This window comes from Niallia laureatilytica (assembly GCF_046613985.1).
Lineage (GTDB): Bacteria > Bacillota > Bacilli > Bacillales > Cytobacillaceae > Niallia.
Map to the genome: position 1 here is coordinate 256,385 of NZ_JBKKHP010000004.1, position 17,765 is coordinate 274,149.

General features: G+C 37.1%; 19 protein-coding genes. 13 read left to right on the forward strand and 6 right to left on the reverse strand.

Translation table 11 applies throughout. The annotated features are described in order from the left end of the window. Positions 1-20: 20 nt before the first annotated feature. Positions 21-158, reverse strand: coding sequence for a sporulation histidine kinase inhibitor Sda (gene sda, locus ACLIJJ_RS13050; protein ID WP_233313981.1), 138 nt, complete (start codon positions 156-158; stop codon positions 21-23). 194 nt (positions 159-352) lie between these two features. On the opposite strand from sda, the gene ACLIJJ_RS13055 reads away from it, so the two are divergent. The 6 genes from ACLIJJ_RS13055 to crcB (ACLIJJ_RS13080) all read left to right on the forward strand — a co-directional run bounded on the left by ACLIJJ_RS13055 (position 353) and on the right by crcB (ACLIJJ_RS13080) (position 2,532). Further along, positions 353-751, forward strand: coding sequence for a secondary thiamine-phosphate synthase enzyme YjbQ (locus tag ACLIJJ_RS13055; RefSeq protein WP_411411028.1), 399 nt, complete (start codon positions 353-355; stop codon positions 749-751). A 24-nt stretch (positions 752-775) separates the two neighbouring features. Beyond that, complete coding sequence (locus tag ACLIJJ_RS13060) at positions 776-1,168, forward strand: gamma-glutamylcyclotransferase family protein (RefSeq protein WP_233313979.1); 393 nt, start codon at positions 776-778, stop codon at positions 1,166-1,168. Positions 1,169-1,249: 81 nt separating this feature from the next. After that, the gene (locus ACLIJJ_RS13065; protein ID WP_233313978.1) at positions 1,250-1,453 is read left to right on the forward strand and encodes a hypothetical protein; all 204 of its coding nucleotides are present in this window, start codon (positions 1,250-1,252) and stop codon (positions 1,451-1,453) included. Positions 1,454-1,528: 75 nt separating this feature from the next. Beyond that, on the forward strand, positions 1,529-1,732 hold the full coding sequence (locus ACLIJJ_RS13070; protein ID WP_233313977.1) for a DUF6501 family protein: 204 nt from the start codon (positions 1,529-1,531) through the stop codon (positions 1,730-1,732). A gap of 43 nt (positions 1,733-1,775) precedes the next feature. Then, on the forward strand, positions 1,776-2,177 hold the full coding sequence (gene crcB, locus ACLIJJ_RS13075) for a fluoride efflux transporter CrcB (RefSeq protein ID WP_237941355.1): 402 nt from the start codon (positions 1,776-1,778) through the stop codon (positions 2,175-2,177). Next, positions 2,170-2,532, forward strand: coding sequence for a fluoride efflux transporter CrcB (gene crcB / locus ACLIJJ_RS13080; RefSeq protein ID WP_233313975.1), 363 nt, complete (start codon positions 2,170-2,172; stop codon positions 2,530-2,532). The genes crcB (ACLIJJ_RS13075) and crcB (ACLIJJ_RS13080) overlap by 8 nt, the downstream gene beginning before the upstream one ends. 41 nt (positions 2,533-2,573) lie before the next feature. Here crcB (ACLIJJ_RS13080) and yidC read toward each other — a convergent pair whose 3' ends face one another. After that, positions 2,574-3,371, reverse strand: coding sequence for a membrane protein insertase YidC (gene yidC / locus ACLIJJ_RS13085; protein WP_233313974.1), 798 nt, complete (start codon positions 3,369-3,371; stop codon positions 2,574-2,576). Positions 3,372-3,405: 34 nt separating this feature from the next. Next, positions 3,406-3,696: a hypothetical protein gene (locus ACLIJJ_RS13090; protein WP_233313973.1), complete on the reverse strand. Its 291-nt coding sequence runs from the start codon at positions 3,694-3,696 to the stop codon at positions 3,406-3,408. A gap of 323 nt (positions 3,697-4,019) precedes the next feature. Between ACLIJJ_RS13090 and ACLIJJ_RS13095 the strand changes: the two genes are divergently transcribed. The 4 genes from ACLIJJ_RS13095 to ACLIJJ_RS13110 all read left to right on the forward strand — a co-directional run bounded on the left by ACLIJJ_RS13095 (position 4,020) and on the right by ACLIJJ_RS13110 (position 7,200). After that, entirely contained in the window at positions 4,020-4,559 is a 540-nt protein-coding gene (locus tag ACLIJJ_RS13095) for a cysteine hydrolase family protein (protein WP_233313972.1), read from the forward strand. Positions 4,560-4,590: 31 nt separating this feature from the next. Continuing rightward, entirely contained in the window at positions 4,591-6,051 is a 1,461-nt protein-coding gene (locus ACLIJJ_RS13100; RefSeq protein ID WP_233313971.1) for a nicotinate phosphoribosyltransferase, read from the forward strand. A 16-nt stretch (positions 6,052-6,067) separates the two neighbouring features. After that, positions 6,068-6,889 carry an NAD(+) synthase gene (gene nadE, locus ACLIJJ_RS13105; RefSeq protein ID WP_233313970.1) on the forward strand — a complete coding sequence of 274 codons (822 nt, stop codon included), beginning with the start codon at positions 6,068-6,070 and terminating at the stop codon, positions 6,887-6,889. A gap of 176 nt (positions 6,890-7,065) precedes the next feature. Then, positions 7,066-7,200, forward strand: coding sequence for a hypothetical protein (locus ACLIJJ_RS13110; protein ID WP_267913287.1), 135 nt, complete (start codon positions 7,066-7,068; stop codon positions 7,198-7,200). A gap of 94 nt (positions 7,201-7,294) precedes the next feature. Here the strand turns inward: ACLIJJ_RS13110 and pflA are convergent, their stop codons facing one another. Both pflA and pflB read right to left on the reverse strand, forming a co-directional pair. After that, on the reverse strand, positions 7,295-8,035 hold the full coding sequence (pflA, locus tag ACLIJJ_RS13115) for a pyruvate formate-lyase-activating protein (RefSeq protein ID WP_251647689.1): 741 nt from the start codon (positions 8,033-8,035) through the stop codon (positions 7,295-7,297). A 146-nt stretch (positions 8,036-8,181) separates the two neighbouring features. Next, positions 8,182-10,422, reverse strand: a complete 2,241-nt coding sequence (gene pflB, locus ACLIJJ_RS13120; RefSeq protein ID WP_233313968.1) for a formate C-acetyltransferase — start codon at positions 10,420-10,422, stop codon at positions 8,182-8,184. A gap of 539 nt (positions 10,423-10,961) precedes the next feature. On the opposite strand from pflB, the gene mprF reads away from it, so the two are divergent. The 3 genes from mprF to ACLIJJ_RS13135 all read left to right on the forward strand — a co-directional run bounded on the left by mprF (position 10,962) and on the right by ACLIJJ_RS13135 (position 16,626). Next, on the forward strand, positions 10,962-13,496 hold the full coding sequence (mprF, locus tag ACLIJJ_RS13125) for a bifunctional lysylphosphatidylglycerol flippase/synthetase MprF (RefSeq protein WP_411411029.1): 2,535 nt from the start codon (positions 10,962-10,964) through the stop codon (positions 13,494-13,496). 138 nt (positions 13,497-13,634) lie between these two features. Further along, the gene (locus tag ACLIJJ_RS13130) at positions 13,635-15,263 is read left to right on the forward strand and encodes a MutS-related protein (protein WP_411411030.1); all 1,629 of its coding nucleotides are present in this window, start codon (positions 13,635-13,637) and stop codon (positions 15,261-15,263) included. A 196-nt stretch (positions 15,264-15,459) separates the two neighbouring features. Further along, a complete protein-coding gene (locus ACLIJJ_RS13135; RefSeq protein WP_411411031.1) occupies positions 15,460-16,626 on the forward strand; it encodes a D-alanyl-D-alanine carboxypeptidase family protein in 1,167 nt (388 codons plus the stop codon). A 219-nt stretch (positions 16,627-16,845) separates the two neighbouring features. Here the strand turns inward: ACLIJJ_RS13135 and ACLIJJ_RS13140 are convergent, their stop codons facing one another. Beyond that, a complete protein-coding gene (locus tag ACLIJJ_RS13140) occupies positions 16,846-17,559 on the reverse strand; it encodes a restriction endonuclease (protein WP_411411032.1) in 714 nt (237 codons plus the stop codon). Positions 17,560-17,765: the final 206 nt, after the last annotated feature.

Below are 17,765 nucleotides of genomic sequence, written 5' to 3' on the forward strand. Positions count from 1 at the left end.
AATAAGCATCCCCTTTTTGTTTATTCAGACATTATATTTGGCTTAAGTCCTCGTTTGTCCATTTCTTCCTTTAAAATAAGAATCCATTCCTCTTCATTTCCGGCCTTTAATGCATCTCGATAAGAAAAAATCAGCTGTTCATTGCTCATAATCTTCATTTTGCATCCTCCTTAAATAAATGGATTGAATATTCTTACAATGTTTATACTAACGCAATGCTTGGACAATGAAAAGCGATAAGGTGGAGCTGGATAAATTTAACGATATAGGAGTGGTATGGAATGAGACATGTTATAGTTATGGATAAAAAGGATATAAGTTATATAAAGAATTAGGAGAGGAGTAGCAGGCTATGATTCACAAAAGATTGGAAACAAAAGAGCACACGATGTTGTATGAAATAACAAATGATATTCAACAAGCAGTCACTGAATATGGAATGAAGGAAGGAATAGTCATTGCGTACTGTCCGCATACGACTGCTGGAATTACTATAAATGAAAATGCAGATCCAGATGTAGTACGTGATATGATTCGTCGTTTTGACGAAGTATATCCTTGGACTGTCAACGAAGACAGGCATATGGAAGGGAATACAGCAGCACATATGAAAGCAAGTACTGTCGGAGCATCTGAGCTTGTTATAGTAGAAAGTGGGCGTTTATGCTTAGGAACATGGCAGGGGATTTATTTTTGTGAATTTGACGGACCAAGACACAGAAGCTATTCACTTAAATTTATGCCGAGCTAAAAGCTTTAAGGAGAAGAGATAAAAATGAAGATTTATCTATTTGTTTACGGCACTTTAAGGAAGCAGCAAATCAATCACTATATGATGAGAAATTATCCTTGTATTGCTGAAAATATGTGGATTTATGGCAAGCTGTATGATGCAGGGGTAGGCTATCCTTTTTTAAGTTTAGATAAAGGTAACGAAAGGGTGCGTGGTGAAGTATTTGAAGTCCCGGCTGCAGATTTGCATCTATTAGACGAGTTTGAAGATTATACACCAGGAGACCAAAACAGCCTCTATATAAGAGTTGAGGTAGAGGTTTATGGACAAGAAAAACCTTTAATGGCTTTTACATATGCTTGCAATAAAGAGGAAATGCTTTTGGAGGAAATTGAAGGCCATGATTGGACTGCTTTTTCAAGATTCAGCCAATAAAAAATAGGCTTAATCATGTTTAACGGACAATTTGCCAGTGGTATATATATTCTATACGACATCATAGAAAGAAGGTCATATATGATGAATATACAGGCAAATAACATATTATATTCGATTAAACAGGAAAATCAGACATATGAAGCAATGGAATTTAAAAGGATGGACTGGATAAATAAACAATGCTATATCACTTTTCAACAAGCTTCGACAGGAAAATGGTATACGTTCAACCGAAGCAGCATTAATTTTCTTTTCGATAATGAAAAGAATTTAGTGTCTTAAGCTAAGGATTTGTTGCGTTGAAGGGCTTACTGGCTATATACTAAAGTAGTATATAAGTGAAAGGGGCTTTATCAATTGATACATGAAATTTGGAATGACAAAAACACTGTTAAAAAAGTAAAGTGCATACATACAGATGCAAGCAAGTATATTGTTAATAGAGTATTGACTGTCGGTCAAACATATGAAGTTAAAAATGAAACAGAAGAGTTTTACTTCATTGTTGATAACTCAGGAAAAGTCGGCGGTTTTTATAAGGATTATTTTCAAGATTTATAAAAGCGGGAACGGGAGAAAGCAGCTGATGTTTTCTCCTTTTTGAATGGAAAGAAGGGATTACTTCATGATTTATTTGTATGTAGGAATAGGCGGCATAATTGGCAGTGTCGCCAGATTTTTATGCAGCATAGGGCAGGGAAGCTTTCCGTTACATACATTATGTATTAATATAGCAGGCTCTTTTCTTCTCGGTGCTTTAACAAAATATGCTGCTGGCCGAGTCAGCTTTCCGCCAGAACTTGCAACAGCGGTCGGCACAGGCATTCTCGGTTCATTCACGACCCTTTCGACCTTCAGTCTCGACACACTGAACCTTTTGCAATCAGGTAAAATACTGCAGGCATTTATGTATATGGCAGCAAGTGCATCTCTCGGCCTAGCAGCTGCCTATATCGGAATGAAGACAGGATCAAAGCTTGCAGAAAGAGGGCAGAACGATGGTTAACATGATTGGTGCAGTCGCCATCGGCGGATTTATCGGCGCAATCAGCCGATTTTGGTTAATACAATACATAAAGTCAAAAATCACTACTGTTTTGCCAGTTGCCACTCTGATAGTTAATTTAGTTGGTTCTTTTTTATTAGGATTACTTTCAGGACTGCATGTGAGTGAAATGGTACATTTGTTGTTTGCAGTCGGGTTTTTAGGGGCATTTACGACCTTTTCTACATTGGCTGTTGAGGCAGTTCAGTTGTGGAAGGAAAACAACAAAATAACCTTTTATAGGTATATAGTGCTCTCGTTTGGCGGAGGACTTGTTTTTGTGTGGTTTGGTTATTTAACTGCGAATATTGGGTAAATAAAAAAGCAGACGGACTAAGGTCCGTTCTGCTTTTTTCCTTATTGTTTAACTTCTTTCGTGCTTTCAGTCACTTTGGCAGGCGGATACAGCTTTCTTCCAAGCATAGACTGGAAGATAAGGAAGATTCCGCCGACTGTCCAATATAACGGCAGGGCAGCTGGAGCATTAAGAGAAACCATAACAATCATGATTGGGGAAATTAATCCCATAAATTTCATTTGTTTTTGTTGTTCAGCAGTCATCGTGTTTTGAGTAACACGGAATTGTAAATAATAAACAATACCAGCGATAGCTGTTAAAATAAGGTCTGAATGGCCAAGATTAAACCATAGGAATGAATGGCTGGCAATTTCCTGTGAGCCTCTTATCGCGTAATAGAAGCCCATGAGAATCGGCATCTGAATAAGCATAGGCAGACAGCCCATTGATAATGGATTGACACCGTGTGTCTTATAAAGATCCATCATTTCCCGTTGTAGGTTTTGCTGTTCTTTCTGGTCTTTCGTCGCTTTTATTTTCTTTTGGATTCTGTCCATTTCCGGCTTGATTATTTCCATCTTTTCTTTCATCTGCTGCTGCTTTTTGTATTGTCTTAACATAAGCGGCATCAATAGAAGGCGAATAATAAGGGTAATCAAGATGATGGCAAGACCGAAGTTGCCGTTAAACATCATTGCCATTCCATGTATTAAAGAAGCGAAAGGCTCTACGACCGTGTTATGGAACCAGCCACCGCTGTTCCCGCTTCCGTTTCCTGCTGTTGAACATGCGCTAAGCATAACGGCAGTTAATATTGTCATAAATACTAATAAAAGTTTTTTTGCTGATTTTGTCATTTCGACTCCTCCTAGTTCGTTGAAAAAATTTTGTTTAATTCAGGAGGAGAAGCGGTTTTTCCGGATCATCAGCGGAACTTTCCATTCTTTTGCGGATATTCTTGCATATCCATTGCAAAATAGGAGTATTGTATTTTTGAACATTAAAATTTACCGTCGTGACGACTCTTTGCAAGTAAAGGCCGTCTGATGCGATAAAATCATCATTAACAGTGATTTGCAGGTTGATATCCCAAAAATATTTAACCATTAATCCAATCATTACGGTAATGTAGATGGTTTGATAGCTTGGAATGTTTGTCAAATCTATTAAGAATTCGAACATTTATACACCTCAGGTTCGTTATCAACAAATAAATTATATCGAAAATAAGCCTAAATGGCAATCGTGTTCTATTACCAGTCATACTTTGTACATAATTTACTCAAATGACTGAAACGGTGATTGACAGGGGGAAATACCTAATTTTTATTAAAAATTTGTCTCAATCTAAAAACTTTCCTTAATAATTGTCATAATTAGGTGTATGATAGAGTTAAAAATACATCACTTACAAAATGGAACAAGTTTAGTTTATGGTAAAATGAAACGAAGTTCGGTATAATGTGTTCACATATTTTGGCGTAACCTTAGGAGGCTGCTCATAAGTGAAAGCACTAATAAATATAGATTATACTTTCGATTTTATTGAGGGAGCTCTGCCTTGCGGAGAATCTGGAATGAAAATAGAAAGCACTATTTCTGCTATTACCAAACAATTTATTGAAGAAGGTCATTTTACTGTTTTTGCTATTGATTTACATACGGAAAAGGATCAATATCATCCTGAGACAAAGCTGTTTCCGCCTCATAACATTAAAGGAACAAAAGGCAGAAACCTTTATGGTTCATTAAAGGAAGTGTATGAGAAAAACAAGGAACTGGAGCATGTATACTGGATGGACAAAACTAGATATAGTGCCTTTGCCGGTACTGATCTTGAATTAAAGCTGAATGAAAGAAACATAAAGGACGTGCATTTAGTAGGTGTCTGTACAGATATTTGTGTACTTCATACAGCTGTAGATTGTTACAATAAAGGATTCAACCTTTTCATTCATGAGAATGCGACCGCATCCTTTAATGAACCAGGTCATATTTGGGCCATTGATCATTTTAAAAGCACATTAGGTGCAGTCATTTTGTAAGGCGAATTGGTTAAACCGCAGGAGGAAAAGCATGAGTTTTAATTTTCGTGATGACAGCTTAATGCTGCATACAGATTTATATCAAATTAATATGGCAGAAACATACTGGGAGGATGGCGTTTCGGAAAGAAATGCTGTATTTGAGGTGTACTTTCGCAAGCTTCCTTTCAATAATGGATACGCTGTTTTTGCAGGATTAGAAAGAATAATTCAGTACATAAAAGAATTGCATTTCACAAGCAGTGATATTGAATATTTGAGAGAGAGCGGCTTTAAAGAGGACTTTCTGGAGTATTTAAAGGATTTTCGTTTTACCGGGAACTTGCGTTCAGTAGAGGAAGGAGAAATCGTTTTTGCTAATGAACCATTGTTAAGAGTGGAGGCCCCGCTTGCTCAAGCCCAAATAATTGAGACGGCATTGCTAAATATTGTGAATTACCAAACATTGATTGCGACAAAAGCATCTCGCATTAAGCATGCTATCGGTGAGGGAGTCGTAATGGAATTTGGCAGCAGACGCGCCCATGAACTGGATGCGGCACTTTGGGGTACAAGAGCAGCGTTTATCGGCGGATTTAGCTCCACGTCCAATGTTAGAGCAGGCAAGCTGTTTGGCATCCCTGTATCTGGAACGCATGCTCATAGCATGATTCAGGCTTACAGAGATGAATATACGGCATTTCATAAGTATGCACGACGTCATAAAGACTGTGTCTTTTTGGTTGATACGTATGATACTTTGCGTTCAGGAGTTCCCAATGCCATTAAAGTGGCAAAGGAACTTGGTGATGCTATTAATTTTGTCGGCATCAGATTAGACAGCGGCGACCTTGCTTATCTTTCCAAAGCTGCGCGAAAAATGCTTGATGAAGCAGGTTTTACAGATACGAAAATTGTAGCAAGCAATGATTTGGATGAATATACGATTATCAACTTGAAGGCTCAAGGAGCTCAGATTGATGTATGGGGCATTGGCACGAAGCTGATTACTGCTTTTGACCAGCCTGCTTTAGGCGGAGTATACAAGCTTGTTTCAATTGAGGATGAAGAGGGTAATATGCAAGATACAATCAAAATCAGCGGAAACCCAGAAAAGGTGACAACACCTGGCATTAAAAGGGTATACCGCATCATCAACAGCATCAACCATAAATCCGAAGGTGACTATATTTGTTTGGAAACGGAGCATCCAGAAGAAGAGGAGCGCTTAAAGATGTTTCATCCAACACATACTTATATCAGTAAATTTGTTACTAATTTCCATGCGAAGGATATTCATAAGGATATTTTCCAAAATGGAGAGCTTATCTATAAGTCACCGACAATTTTTGAATCACAAAAATATGCGGAGGATAACTTGGATGTGCTGTGGGATGAATACAAGCGTTCACTCAATCCGGAGGAATATCCAGTTGATTTAAGCCCGCTTTGTTGGGAAAACAAGATGAATCATTTAGAAAAAGTAAAAAGCAACATTAAAAATAAGGAATAACAGGAGGAATGCTGACATGAGCATACAAAATCAAATTATCGCTGAACTAAACGTGAAACCTGAAATTGATGCTAAAGAAGAAATAAGACTGCGCATTAACTTTCTGAAAGAATACTTGAAAAAGACAAAAGCAAAAGGATTTGTATTAGGAATAAGCGGGGGCCAGGATTCATCTCTTGCAGGCAGATTGGCTCAGCTTTCTGTGGAAGAGCTTCGCAGTGAAGGCTATGATGCTACATTTGTTGCAGTAAGATTGCCATATGGTGTGCAAGCAGATGAAGACGACGCTAACAAAGCACTGAAGTTTATTGCAGCAGATAAAGAGCTTGAATTCAATGTTCGTGGTCCTGTTGACGAATTTAAGAGAGTTTATGATGAAATGGCCGATACTCCACTAGCTGATTATCATAAAGGAAATATCAAGGCTAGAGCGAGAATGATTGCGCAGTATGCAATTGGCGGTCAGTTAAATTTACTAGTAATTGGTACAGATCATGCTGCAGAGGCAGTTACAGGCTTCTTCACAAAATATGGAGATGGCGGAGCAGATGTACTGCCGTTAACTGGTCTTACAAAGCGCCAAGGGAAACAGCTGTTAAAGGAACTTGGAGCAGAAGAAAGAATTTACTTAAAAGTACCGACTGCTGACTTGCTTGATGAGAAACCAGGTCAAGCAGATGAAACAGAGCTTGGAATTTCTTATGATCAGTTGGATGACTACTTAGAAGGTAAGGAAGTCCCACAAGAAGCAGCTGAAAAAATTGAAGCTCGTTACTTAATTACAGAACATAAACGACAAGTGCCTGCATCTATGTTTGATGATTGGTGGAAGAAATAAATGGATTAACCTCTCGTTATAAAACGGGAGGTTTTTTTGGTGTGAATAACCAAAACTGGTTATTCACACAGGCATGTCCTAGATGTTTTACATAAGTTAGCAGTGTAAGTAAAAAAGATGCTCACTTTTTAAGTGAAGAAATAGGCAGGAAAAATAGTAAGAGGGAGGGAAAAACTATGACATTATTTGGTGTGAACTTAAGCATGCTGCTGCTGAACGTACCAGTTAACTTTACATGGGGATTATCAGTAGGAAAAGGTAAAGTTGAAGATTCTAAAGAAGACGAAGAATATGGAGAAGACGAAGAATAATCACATTAGCTGTCTTTTGGCAGCTGTCATAAATATAAAGCCTCGAGCTAATGATTCTATTTTGCTTGAGGCTTTTCTCTGTCGAAAAATCATCTTAATTATTTATTTGAGAGCCTGTAAGCATGTTATATGCGAACTGGACAGAGGCTTCACTTGGAGGTTCAATTCCTTTTAATGGGTATTCTAGACCAAGCGATTCCCATTTATAAACACCTAGTTTATGGTAAGGAAGGATTTCAACTTTTTCGATATTAGACAATGTCGCAATAAAATCTCCAAGCATACTCAAGTCTTCTCGACTGTCATTAATAGTTGGTACGAGAACATGCCGTATCCAAACAGGTATCTGTTTTTCAGACAGAAAGGTAGCAAAGGCAAGGATATGGTCATTTCCCATTCCTGTTAATTTAATATGTTTTTTACGGTTGATATGCTTTAAATCTAGTAAAATTAAATCTGTAAAGGAAAATAGCTCTAGTAGCTGTTCTTGAAAATGAGGTGCTGTTGAATAGCAGCCTCCTGATGTGTCAATTGCTGTATGAATACCTATTTTTTTACATTCTTTAAACAGTTCGATTAGAAAGGGGAGCTGCAGCAGCGGTTCACCTCCGCTTACTGTTATTCCTCCTCCTGATGCATGAATAAAAGGGAGGTAGGCTGTTAAATCGTCGATGATTTCCTTTACTTCAACTTCTTTGCCAACATTCATTTCCCAAGTATCTGCATTGTGGCAAAATTGGCAGCGCAACAAACAGCCTTGCATAAATAATACATATCGTATGCCTGGTCCATCAACGGTTCCAAATGTTTCAATGGAATGGATATTGCCTTTCATGATTATGCTCCTTTCTGTGTGTGGGGCAATTTATTAGGCATACAAGGGAAAGAAGGGGTCTCACTTTTCCTTGTATGCCGGCTTTTTATAAAAGCAATCTTCTCAGGCTAGCAGCAATTCTTACTGCAAGCCTGAGAGGGGATAAATTACATAGATTCGTGGAATGTTCTGTTAATGACATCCAATTGCTGTTCACGTGTCAGTTTAATAAAGTTGACGGCATAACCTGAGACACGAATAGTCAACTGCGGATATGATTCTGGATGCTTCATTGCATCTAGAAGTGTTTCTCTGTTAAATACGTTTACATTTAAATGATGACCGGCCTTTACTCCGTAACCGTCTAATATAGATACAAGATTGGATGCACGGTCTTCTTCCTCTTTGCCGAGTGCTTTAGGAACAATAGAGAAAGTATTAGATATACCGTCCAAAGATGAATCATAAGGAAGTTTAGCAACAGATGACAGAGAGGCTAATGTGCCTTTTGTATCCCGGCCATGCATTGGATTTGCTCCAGGTGCGAACGGTTCGCCGGCACGGCGCCCATCCGGTGTGTTTCCTGTCTTTTTACCATACACAACATTCGAAGTAATCGTCAGGATGGACATTGTGTGCATAGAGTTGCGGTAAGTCACATGTTTCCGCAGCTTTTTCATAAAGCTTTCGACAATAGAAACGGCAATGCTGTCAACTTTATCATCGTTGTTTCCGTATTTCGGATAATCTCCTTCTGTGGCAAAATCAACGGCAATGCCGTTTTCATCCCTGATTGCTTTCACTTTTGCATATTTGATAGCGCTCAATGAGTCTGCCACTACGCTTAGTCCAGCAATTCCAGTTGCCATCGTCCGTAATATTTCTGTATCATGCAAGGCCATTTCTATTCTTTCATAGCTGTATTTGTCATGCATATAATGGATGACGTTTAATGTATTGATATAAAGACCTGCCAGCCATTCCATCATTTGATCGAATTTCTCCATCACTTCGTCATAATCCAAATACTCAGAAGCAACAGGGCTGTAGTCAGGGCCGACCTGTACTTTCAATTTTTCATCTTTGCCTCCGTTAATTGCATATAGAAGACATTTTGCAAGATTCGCACGAGCGCCGAAGAACTGCATTTGCTTGCCTATTTCCATCGCAGAAACACAGCAGGCAATTCCGTAATCATCACCCCAGTGAGGTTTCATAATGTCATCATTCTCATATTGAATCGAGCTTGTTTGAATGGACATTTGAGCACAGTACTTTTTAAAATTCTCCGGTAACTGGGTGGACCAAAGAACTGTTAAGTTCGGTTCAGGCGCAGGTCCGAGATTATCAAGTGTATGGAGAAAGCGGAATGAGTTCTTTGTCACAAGCGGCCGTCCGTCATTAGCCATACCCCCAATTGACTCAGTTACCCATGTAGGATCGCCGCTGAACAGTTCGTTATAGTCTGGCGTTCTGGCGAACTTAACAAGGCGCAGCTTCATGATGAAATGATCGACAATCTCTTGGACTTGTTTCTCTGTTAGTAATCCCAGCTCTAAATCTCGTTCAATATAAATATCAAGAAAAGTGGAAACACGTCCAAGACTCATTGCTGCCCCGTTTTGCTCTTTAATTGCTGCCAGATAAGCTAAATACAGCCATTGAAACGCTTCTTGTGTATTAGCAGCTGGTCTGGACAAATCGAAGCCGTAGCTTTCTCCCAGCTCCTTCAGTTCAGCTAAAGCACGGATTTGCTCTGAAACTTCCTCTCTAAGACGCATAACATCTTCTGTCATAATTGAGCTTGTTGCTTTTTTGTCTTTTTGTTTTTCTTTTATTAAGAAGTCAATACCGTATAAAGCTACACGGCGATAATCGCCGATAATCCGACCCCGTCCATATGCATCAGGGAGCCCTGTGATAATTGCTGCTTTTCGTGCAAGGCGCATTTCATCTGTGTATGCATCAAAGACGCCGGCATTATGTGTTTTTCGGTGTTTAGTAAAGAACTCTTCTAATTTTTCGTCTGCTTTATAACCGTAAGACTCACACGCTTGCACTGCCATTCTGATGCCGCCGTTAGGCTGGAAGGATCTTTTGAATGGCTCATCTGTTTGAACACCGACAATCTTTTCCTTTGTTTTGTCCAAATAACCAGGACCATGCGATGTAATTGTAGAAGGGATGTCAGTGTCGAGATCATAAACACCGCCTCTGTCTCTTTCTTTCTTAGAAAGCTCAAGAACTTGTTCCCACAGCTGCGTTGTCTCCACAGTCGGACCGCTTAAAAAAGAAGAGTCGCCGTGATACGGTTTGAAATTCTTTAAGATAAAGTCGCGCACATTCACTTCCTTTTCCCAACTGCCGCTTTTAAATCCATTCCAATAATTTGTTTCCAGCTTTTCCATTACTAGTCACCTCTTTTTTTGTATAACAGATATTAAAAATATTTCTAAATTAAATATAACAGATAATAATGTGATGTATTTCACAAAATTATGTATAAGTTAAGGCAATTCTGTGACTAATCTGTGAACTGTTGATATGACAAGACTTGGGGAGGGGGGAGAAAAGTGAAATAGCATAAAATCTTCGTATTTTAAAGTGTATAACAAAATTGCTTTTTGTTAACTGTTATATAATAGAAAAGCAAAATAGTAAATCTGTTTTAATGGGATTTTAAATTACCAGTGAACTATAGGATTAGCAGTAATGTGACTTGTGCATAATTTTACTAATGGAAAATGCATGTAAAAAAGTTAATTTTTATTTTCCGCACAGCCGATTTAAGATATGATAGGGGAGTATGTATTTTTTTCTCCTGGTTTGTATTCTTATTTTTATCTGCCATTCATTGGTCTTTCATGTAAGTCAAAGGCAATGATGGACATGCTTTAATGATTACTAAATATCAATTGAAGCGCAAAAAATTTTTTGAGGTGTTTTAATGTCGTTTATAACAAAAGACCGAATAATGCTGCTGCTGAAAATACTATTTCCAGTAACCTTGCTGCTGCTTGTTTCATTGGAATTCAGGGATATGTTCCTTACCATCGATTTCGGGCTGTTAATGAAATATATTGATAAATTGGACTTTTTGGAGCTAGTCCTCATCGTTGTTTTTGGATTTATAGCGTTATCGCCAATGTATTTTTATGATCATTTTTTAAGCAAATATTTAAATGCACAAATATCAGTGAAACAGCTGACCAAGTATTCTCTTATCAGCAATTCCTTTTCTAATCTGCTTGGATTTGGCGGATTAATTGGTATCGCCTTAAGAACTTATTTTTATAAAGAATATGAGCAAGACAAGAAGAGGCTGATGAAGGGTATTGCTTTTATTACGATGTTTTACTTAACTGGAGTTAGTTTTTTAACTTGGGTGATTTTATTTGACAGCTGGAAGATGCCGCTCATACAGAATCATCATTGGCTGATGGTGACAACCTTAGTCGTTTCGGCCATACTGCCAACCCTTATCCTCAGCTATTTCATAAAGAAAACCAATTTACATAAGATTATTAAATCCCGTACCATGGCAGCTTCGCTGCTCGGTGCATCTATTTTAGAGTGGAGCTTCATTTATTTCTACTTATATTGGCTCGCATGCCTTGTTGACCTCCCTGTAGGAGGCTGGGACTTTCTGAAGATTTTCCTTATTGCTGTCGGTGCTGGGATTGTCAGCATGATTCCTGGTGGAATCGGAGCATTTGACCTTGTATTTCTATGGGGCCTTGAATATATAGGTGTCTCTACAGAAAAACTGCTTGTTGTGCTTCTCCTGTACAGAATAGGCTACTATTTTATACCGTTCTTCACTGGTTTGATTTTGCTTATTCGCGATTTATGGAAAAAGTGGAATAAATATTGGAACAATATCCCGCGTGCAGTTGTGCAGAATATCAGTCATTTCTTTCTGACAATTCTTGTGTTTCTTTCAGGAATTTTGCTGTTAATCTCAGGTGCAGTACCAGGGATTTTAGAAAGACTGCGCCTTACAGAGCAATTTATCAGTTTGCCTGTCATGAACATTTCCCATCACGTATCCGTCGGAGCAGGTCTTGTCCTTTTAGGTCTTGCTAGAGGGATAGAATACAGGGAAAAGAGGACCTATCATCTCACTTTATTCGTTTTGGCGATTGCGGCTGTTACGACATTTTTAAAAGGGCTTGATTATGAAGAAGCAACAATCATCGTTGTTGTGTTAATCCTTCTGCTGCTCTCAAGGGGCAAGTTCTACCGGGAGAGCTTTGTCCTAACCTGGGGGAAAATTTGCTTTGACATAATTGTTATATCCTTTTTTTCATTTGGTTATTTGACGCTTGGTTATTTAAATTTGCCAACAAGCATTGCAAGTGTCCCTAAATTTGTGAAGCCCTATATTATTTCAGATGCAAAAAGTCTGTTTTGGAGTGCATTTGTTTCTTTATTTATTGCTCTTATCATCATCCTTGTAGGCTATTGGATTAAGAAGCCGAAGAGCTTAACAAAATTGCCATCTAGAGAAATGGAAGCAGAGATAATGGAACATTTGGAAAAGTATAATGGCACCACTTTAGCACATCTTATCTTTTTGCATGATAAATATATCTTTTGGAATAAAGAGCGGAATGTGCTGTTTGCATATGAAACATATGCAGACAAACTGATTGTTTTAGGAGACCCTATCGGCGAAGAGAAAGACTTTGTAAAAGCCGTGGAGGAGCTTTATGAAAAAGCTGATATTTATGGATTTACGCCCGTCTTTTACCAAACGAGCCGAAATATGCTGCCGATTCTACATGCTAACGGATATGATTTTTTTAAGCTTGGTGAAGAAGGGCATGTAGACTTGAACAGCTTTTCACTGACAGGTAAAAAAATGAAAAATTATCGAGCGATAAAAAATAAATTTGAAAGAGAAGGCTATACTGTGCAAGTTTCTTTGCCAGAACATGATCTAAAACTTTTAAATGAACTGGAGAATATAAGCTACAGATGGCTTGGAGGAAGAAGAGAAAAAGGCTTTTCATTAGGTTTTTTTGAAAGGGATTATATAAATTCATGTAAAATAATCTACGTAAAAGATCCTGATGGTAAAATAATTTCATTTTTAACACTGATTCCTTCCTATCAACAAAAACAAATGTGGTCGATAGATTTAATGAGAAGTTTGCCTGGCGCTCCATCTGGATCGATGGATTTTCTGTATTTGCATACCTTTGAGTATTTGAAGGAAGCAGGGACGGAAAGCTGTAATTTAGGAATGGCTCCATTATCCAATCTTGGGATTTCACGCTTTTCCTTCTTAAGTGAAAAGGTGGCCGCGCAAATCTTTAAGCACGGACATGTTTTTTATCATTTTCAAGGATTGCGGAATTTTAAAAACAAATATTGTGACATATGGGAGCCAAAGTATTTAGGGTATAGAAGGAAGTCATCCCTGCCGTTTACATCAGCACAAGTAACAATGCTTGTTGCTAAGGGTAAAAGGAGCTGAAATATTATTCAGCTCTTTTTTCTATTGTAAATTAAATAATTCTACGCATTCAAATAAGATAATAAAAAACAAATTTGGTAATAAATTGGATTTTAAGTTAAAATAAAGTATATTCAAATGCTAGAATAGGAGGAAAATATGTTTTATGTTTTTATAATCGTAATAGTAAGCGGAATAGCTGTACTTGTTAATATGTATTATTCGCGGAAAAGGAAAAAGCTTATTTTAAGTTTATGGGACAAGAATGAGAAATTAGATCATACAGAAAATTTCCATGAAACATTTACATATCTCTATGAAAATGTGAACTTAAATAAAGAAAAGAATGCTGTCGTCGATCATATTACCTGGCATGATCTAAATTTGACTAAAATTTTTAAGACGATTAATTTCACCTTTACATCAATCGGTGAGGAATTGCTGTACTATCGATTAAAAGCACCACATGAAACGCATTTGTTTGAAGAAAAAAAGATAGAAAAAATAAGTTTAAACAAAGAATACCGCACGAAGTTATCACTGATTTTATCAGCATTAGGAAAAGCACCGTATGCTAACTCTTCCAAATATATTTATGCAAAACCTGATAGTAGTTTCAATAAAATATATATATTGCTAGGTTTGCTTCCGATTATAGGATTAGCAATCATTGGATTTTCCCTTCAAATTGGTTTAGGGTTATTTTTTATTAGCATATTAGTGAACAGTTTTTTATTCTACATAAACCGTTCTAAAAACGAAGCTGAATATGAAAGCTTGTTTTATTGCCTAACTATCCTGCTTACCTCCAGAAATATCGCGAAGCTAAATCAGGACACTGACTTTTTAAAAAAGACAAGTAAACTAAAAAGTGCTCCTTTTATCAGTGTTTTTTTATTGAAAGATGATCCGACGGGTACAAATTTAATACTGCAACTATTTACGATGTTGAAATCAATTTTTCTTATAGATTATTTTGTTTTTCATTACATCGTTTATCTTATAAACAATAACAGTCAAACATACGAGTTGGCATGGAGAAAAACAGCGGAAATTGATTTGTATTATTCGATTGCTTTGTGGAGAAAAACATTGCCATATTATTGTTTGCCAGAATACACTGATAATGATTCTTTGACAATTGTTAATGGCTATCATCCTTTAGTAAGCAACCCTGTTGGCAATGACTTTGAATTCACGCAAAATAGTTTGCTGACAGGTTCGAATGCTTCAGGAAAATCGACCTTCATCAAAACTATTGCTGTAAATATTATATTTTCACAAGCTTTAAATACAAGTACTAGCCATAAAATCAGACTTACAAGAGGGGAGGTTTACTCTTCCATGGCAATGTCTGATGATATCGAAAAGGGACAAAGCTATTTTTTAAGTGAAATTAAGGCATTGAAAAGAATCTTTGACAGAAGAAACAATAGCAGTGATATGTTATTGTATGTATTTATGGATGAGATTTTTAAAGGCACTAATACAATGGAGAGGGTTGCTGCCGCCGAATCAGTACTGGAATATTTAAATCATTGCAGCAATACAAAAATCATGGCGGCAACTCATGATATAGAATTAACAGAGATGCTTAATCATAAATACAAAAATTATCATTTCAGAGAACAGATAGTAGACGATGAAATCATCTTTGATTTTTTAATAAAAGAAGGTGCGTCCAACACAAGAAACGCAATCGAACTGCTGAGGATTACGGGTTTTCCAGAGAAAGTGTATCTTCATGCCGTTAATAAAGCAAAGGAATTAAATAACAGCTTAATCTAATGACAGGAAACACCGCTGACTTGGTCAACGGTGTTTGCTGTCATTTAAACGTTAGTTTGAAAAAATTTTCTAATAAATTATCCAAATATAGAAAATGATAATGAATTGAAACATATGATCGCTGTGCAATCAAGAGTAAAATCTGGTAAAATAGTCATGGTAATTGAAAAGAGACGAAAAATTAGGTGATTTACAGATGAAGATTAGTATTGCCGCACTTGTTCTTTTGAGCTTTCTTTTTGCGTCAACTGCATCAGCTGCAGGAAAAGAGGAGAAAGAACTCGAGTTAAAGAGCGAGTCGGCACTTTTGCTTGATGAAAAAACAGGTGCAGTACTATTCCAAAAAAACGGCTATAAAAAAATGTATCCAGCGAGCTTGACGAAAATCGCTACGGCCATATACGCATTAGAAAAAGGTTCTTTAGACGATATGGTAATGGTAAGCAAACATGCAGCAGAAGAAGAGGGAACCAGTGTTTATTTAGAGACTGGGGAAAAAGTCAGTCTGGAAAAACTGCTGAATGGTATGCTTGTCAATTCAGGCAATGATGCTGCAGATGCAGTTGCAGAATATCTAGATGGAAGTCCTGCGCAATTTGAACAAAACTTTAATGACTATTTGAAAACAGAAATAAAAGTAAAGTCGACTCATTTTACGAATCCAAGTGGTTTGTTCAATGAAAACCATTATACGACTGCTTATGATATGGCGCTTATCACAAAGTATGCGTTAAGAAATGAAGCCTTCCGAGCTATTTTCGGTACGAAAGAGTTGAACTGGGATGGATTATCTTGGGATACGACGCTTGTTACCCACCATCTTATGTTAAAGGGAGAACTGCCGTATGAAGGTGTCAACGGTGGGAAAACCGGCTATGTAGATCAATCCAAACAAACATTAGCAACGTCTGCTGCCAATGACGGGCTAAACTTAATTGCAATTGTCCTGAAAGGTGATTGGAAAGAGGATGTTTATGAAGATACAGAAGCAATGTTTGATTATGGCTTCAAAAATTTTATAAATGACACGTTTCCGCCAGGTATGCAATATCCAGTTGCAGGTAAAGTCTTTCAAACAGAAAAGACCGAGCTTGTCACTGTTCCGAAGGATAACAGCACACCAGTTATCACACCGAATGGAGAGCTGTTGATGCAGACAAAAGCTGGCGATACTATTCAATCACTTCAGCTGAAGGAAAAGGTGCCTCTCGATGTGCTTCAAGCTGGTGACACTTTAAGTAATAAGGAAGAAAGCGATAGTTCTTATCTTTCTATTAAGGTCATAGCTGGTGTCCTTGTTATTGGTATCATAGCAGCTGCTGTTATATACAAAAAGAAAAGATGGCAAAAGAAGACTGTTTGATAATAAGCTTGATAAATTTATTGGTAAACTAGGGATGTTGATTAGCACTGCTGTGGTTCGCTTTCCAGTGGGACAAGGCTGTTTCGCTATTCTTGTAGGAGTCTCACCACTTTGCTCTAATTCCATCCTTTTTTTGAATGAATAATTATCTTTTACTTACAAACTAACCCTCCACGGCAAATGGAGGGTTAGTTCTTACTGTTTTAGCAGACAAAAAAACTATTTTAACTTTGCACCAGCTTCATCTCTCCAACGTAAAATCTTATTTTCAACCCAATCTTTTTGCCTGCACCTAATTTTGAATTTATCCGCTTCGATTAGAGCTGCATTCGTATATGTAGAAGTTGTTATAAAGTCAGCTAGTATACATTGGTGGTTCCTTTTAGCTGCATGCAATTCTCTTATTTCTTTAACTGTAATTTGCTTTCCTTTTTGATAGTGCTTTATCTGAATAGCTACATCTGCCTGATGCTGTTTATCATAAATAATTAAATCTACACCGCCATCTGCTCCATTGGGAGTTTCACGAGGATTACAACCTTTAGCTTTATAATACAAGTAGCATAAGCGTTCAAAGTCTCTCCATGTTAGTTCAGTAAAAGGAAGTGTCATAATTTCATTGTCTTTATGTTGCAAAGCATGTTTAACAGATGTGTTATTGACTTTTTTAGTGGATGAAGCTGTTTTATTTTTAGTATGTTGTGTCTTTGATTTTGCTTTTGCTTTGTTTTTTGGTTTCTTTTTCTTAGAAGGCAAAAGATTAATTATGAATAATCCTATGAAAATACCAATAAATATGGAAGAAAACAGATAAATGATTGCATTCTCAAAAATTGGCGAAATACTTATGACTGTATCTCGAACTTGCCACAAGCCAATGACAATTAACAAAGCTAGAAAAGATCCTACCGAATGTTTTTCTTTCTCTTTCATAAATAAAATACTCCTTTATAACTTTTTATAACTTAAAAAATTTTTTTTAAACCTAGCGGAATCATATAGGTTAATTATACTATAAATTAATTTTTATGGGTATTTTGTATCACTTTAACAAATAAGTTAAAAATACCTACTAACCCATTATCAATATTATAGTGCAATAAAAAATGGGCCCTGCAACAAGCTGGGCCCATTTTTTT

Excerpts from the sequence above, each read along its gene's own strand:
- pflB (WP_233313968.1), bottom strand. The coding sequence starts at position 10,422 with ATGGAAAAGCTGGAAACAAATTATTGGAATGGATTTAAAAGCGGCAGT.
- ACLIJJ_RS13100 (WP_233313971.1), top strand. The coding sequence starts at position 4,591 with ATGAGTTTTAATTTTCGTGATGACAGCTTAATGCTGCATACAGATTTA.
- ACLIJJ_RS13065 (WP_233313978.1), top strand. The coding sequence starts at position 1,250 with ATGATGAATATACAGGCAAATAACATATTATATTCGATTAAACAGGAA.
- nadE (WP_233313970.1), top strand. The coding sequence starts at position 6,068 with ATGAGCATACAAAATCAAATTATCGCTGAACTAAACGTGAAACCTGAA.
- ACLIJJ_RS13055 (WP_411411028.1), top strand. The coding sequence starts at position 353 with ATGATTCACAAAAGATTGGAAACAAAAGAGCACACGATGTTGTATGAA.
- crcB (WP_237941355.1), top strand. The coding sequence starts at position 1,776 with ATGGAAAGAAGGGATTACTTCATGATTTATTTGTATGTAGGAATAGGC.
- ACLIJJ_RS13090 (WP_233313973.1), bottom strand. The coding sequence starts at position 3,696 with ATGTTCGAATTCTTAATAGATTTGACAAACATTCCAAGCTATCAAACC.
- pflA (WP_251647689.1), bottom strand. The coding sequence starts at position 8,035 with ATGAAAGGCAATATCCATTCCATTGAAACATTTGGAACCGTTGATGGA.
- ACLIJJ_RS13135 (WP_411411031.1), top strand. The coding sequence starts at position 15,460 with ATGAAGATTAGTATTGCCGCACTTGTTCTTTTGAGCTTTCTTTTTGCG.
- ACLIJJ_RS13130 (WP_411411030.1), top strand. The coding sequence starts at position 13,635 with ATGTTTTATGTTTTTATAATCGTAATAGTAAGCGGAATAGCTGTACTT.
- crcB (WP_233313975.1), top strand. The coding sequence starts at position 2,170 with ATGGTTAACATGATTGGTGCAGTCGCCATCGGCGGATTTATCGGCGCA.
- ACLIJJ_RS13060 (WP_233313979.1), top strand. The coding sequence starts at position 776 with ATGAAGATTTATCTATTTGTTTACGGCACTTTAAGGAAGCAGCAAATC.
- sda (WP_233313981.1), bottom strand. The coding sequence starts at position 158 with ATGAAGATTATGAGCAATGAACAGCTGATTTTTTCTTATCGAGATGCA.
- ACLIJJ_RS13140 (WP_411411032.1), bottom strand. The coding sequence starts at position 17,559 with ATGAAAGAGAAAGAAAAACATTCGGTAGGATCTTTTCTAGCTTTGTTA.
- mprF (WP_411411029.1), top strand. The coding sequence starts at position 10,962 with ATGTCGTTTATAACAAAAGACCGAATAATGCTGCTGCTGAAAATACTA.
- yidC (WP_233313974.1), bottom strand. The coding sequence starts at position 3,371 with ATGACAAAATCAGCAAAAAAACTTTTATTAGTATTTATGACAATATTA.
- ACLIJJ_RS13110 (WP_267913287.1), top strand. The coding sequence starts at position 7,066 with ATGACATTATTTGGTGTGAACTTAAGCATGCTGCTGCTGAACGTACCA.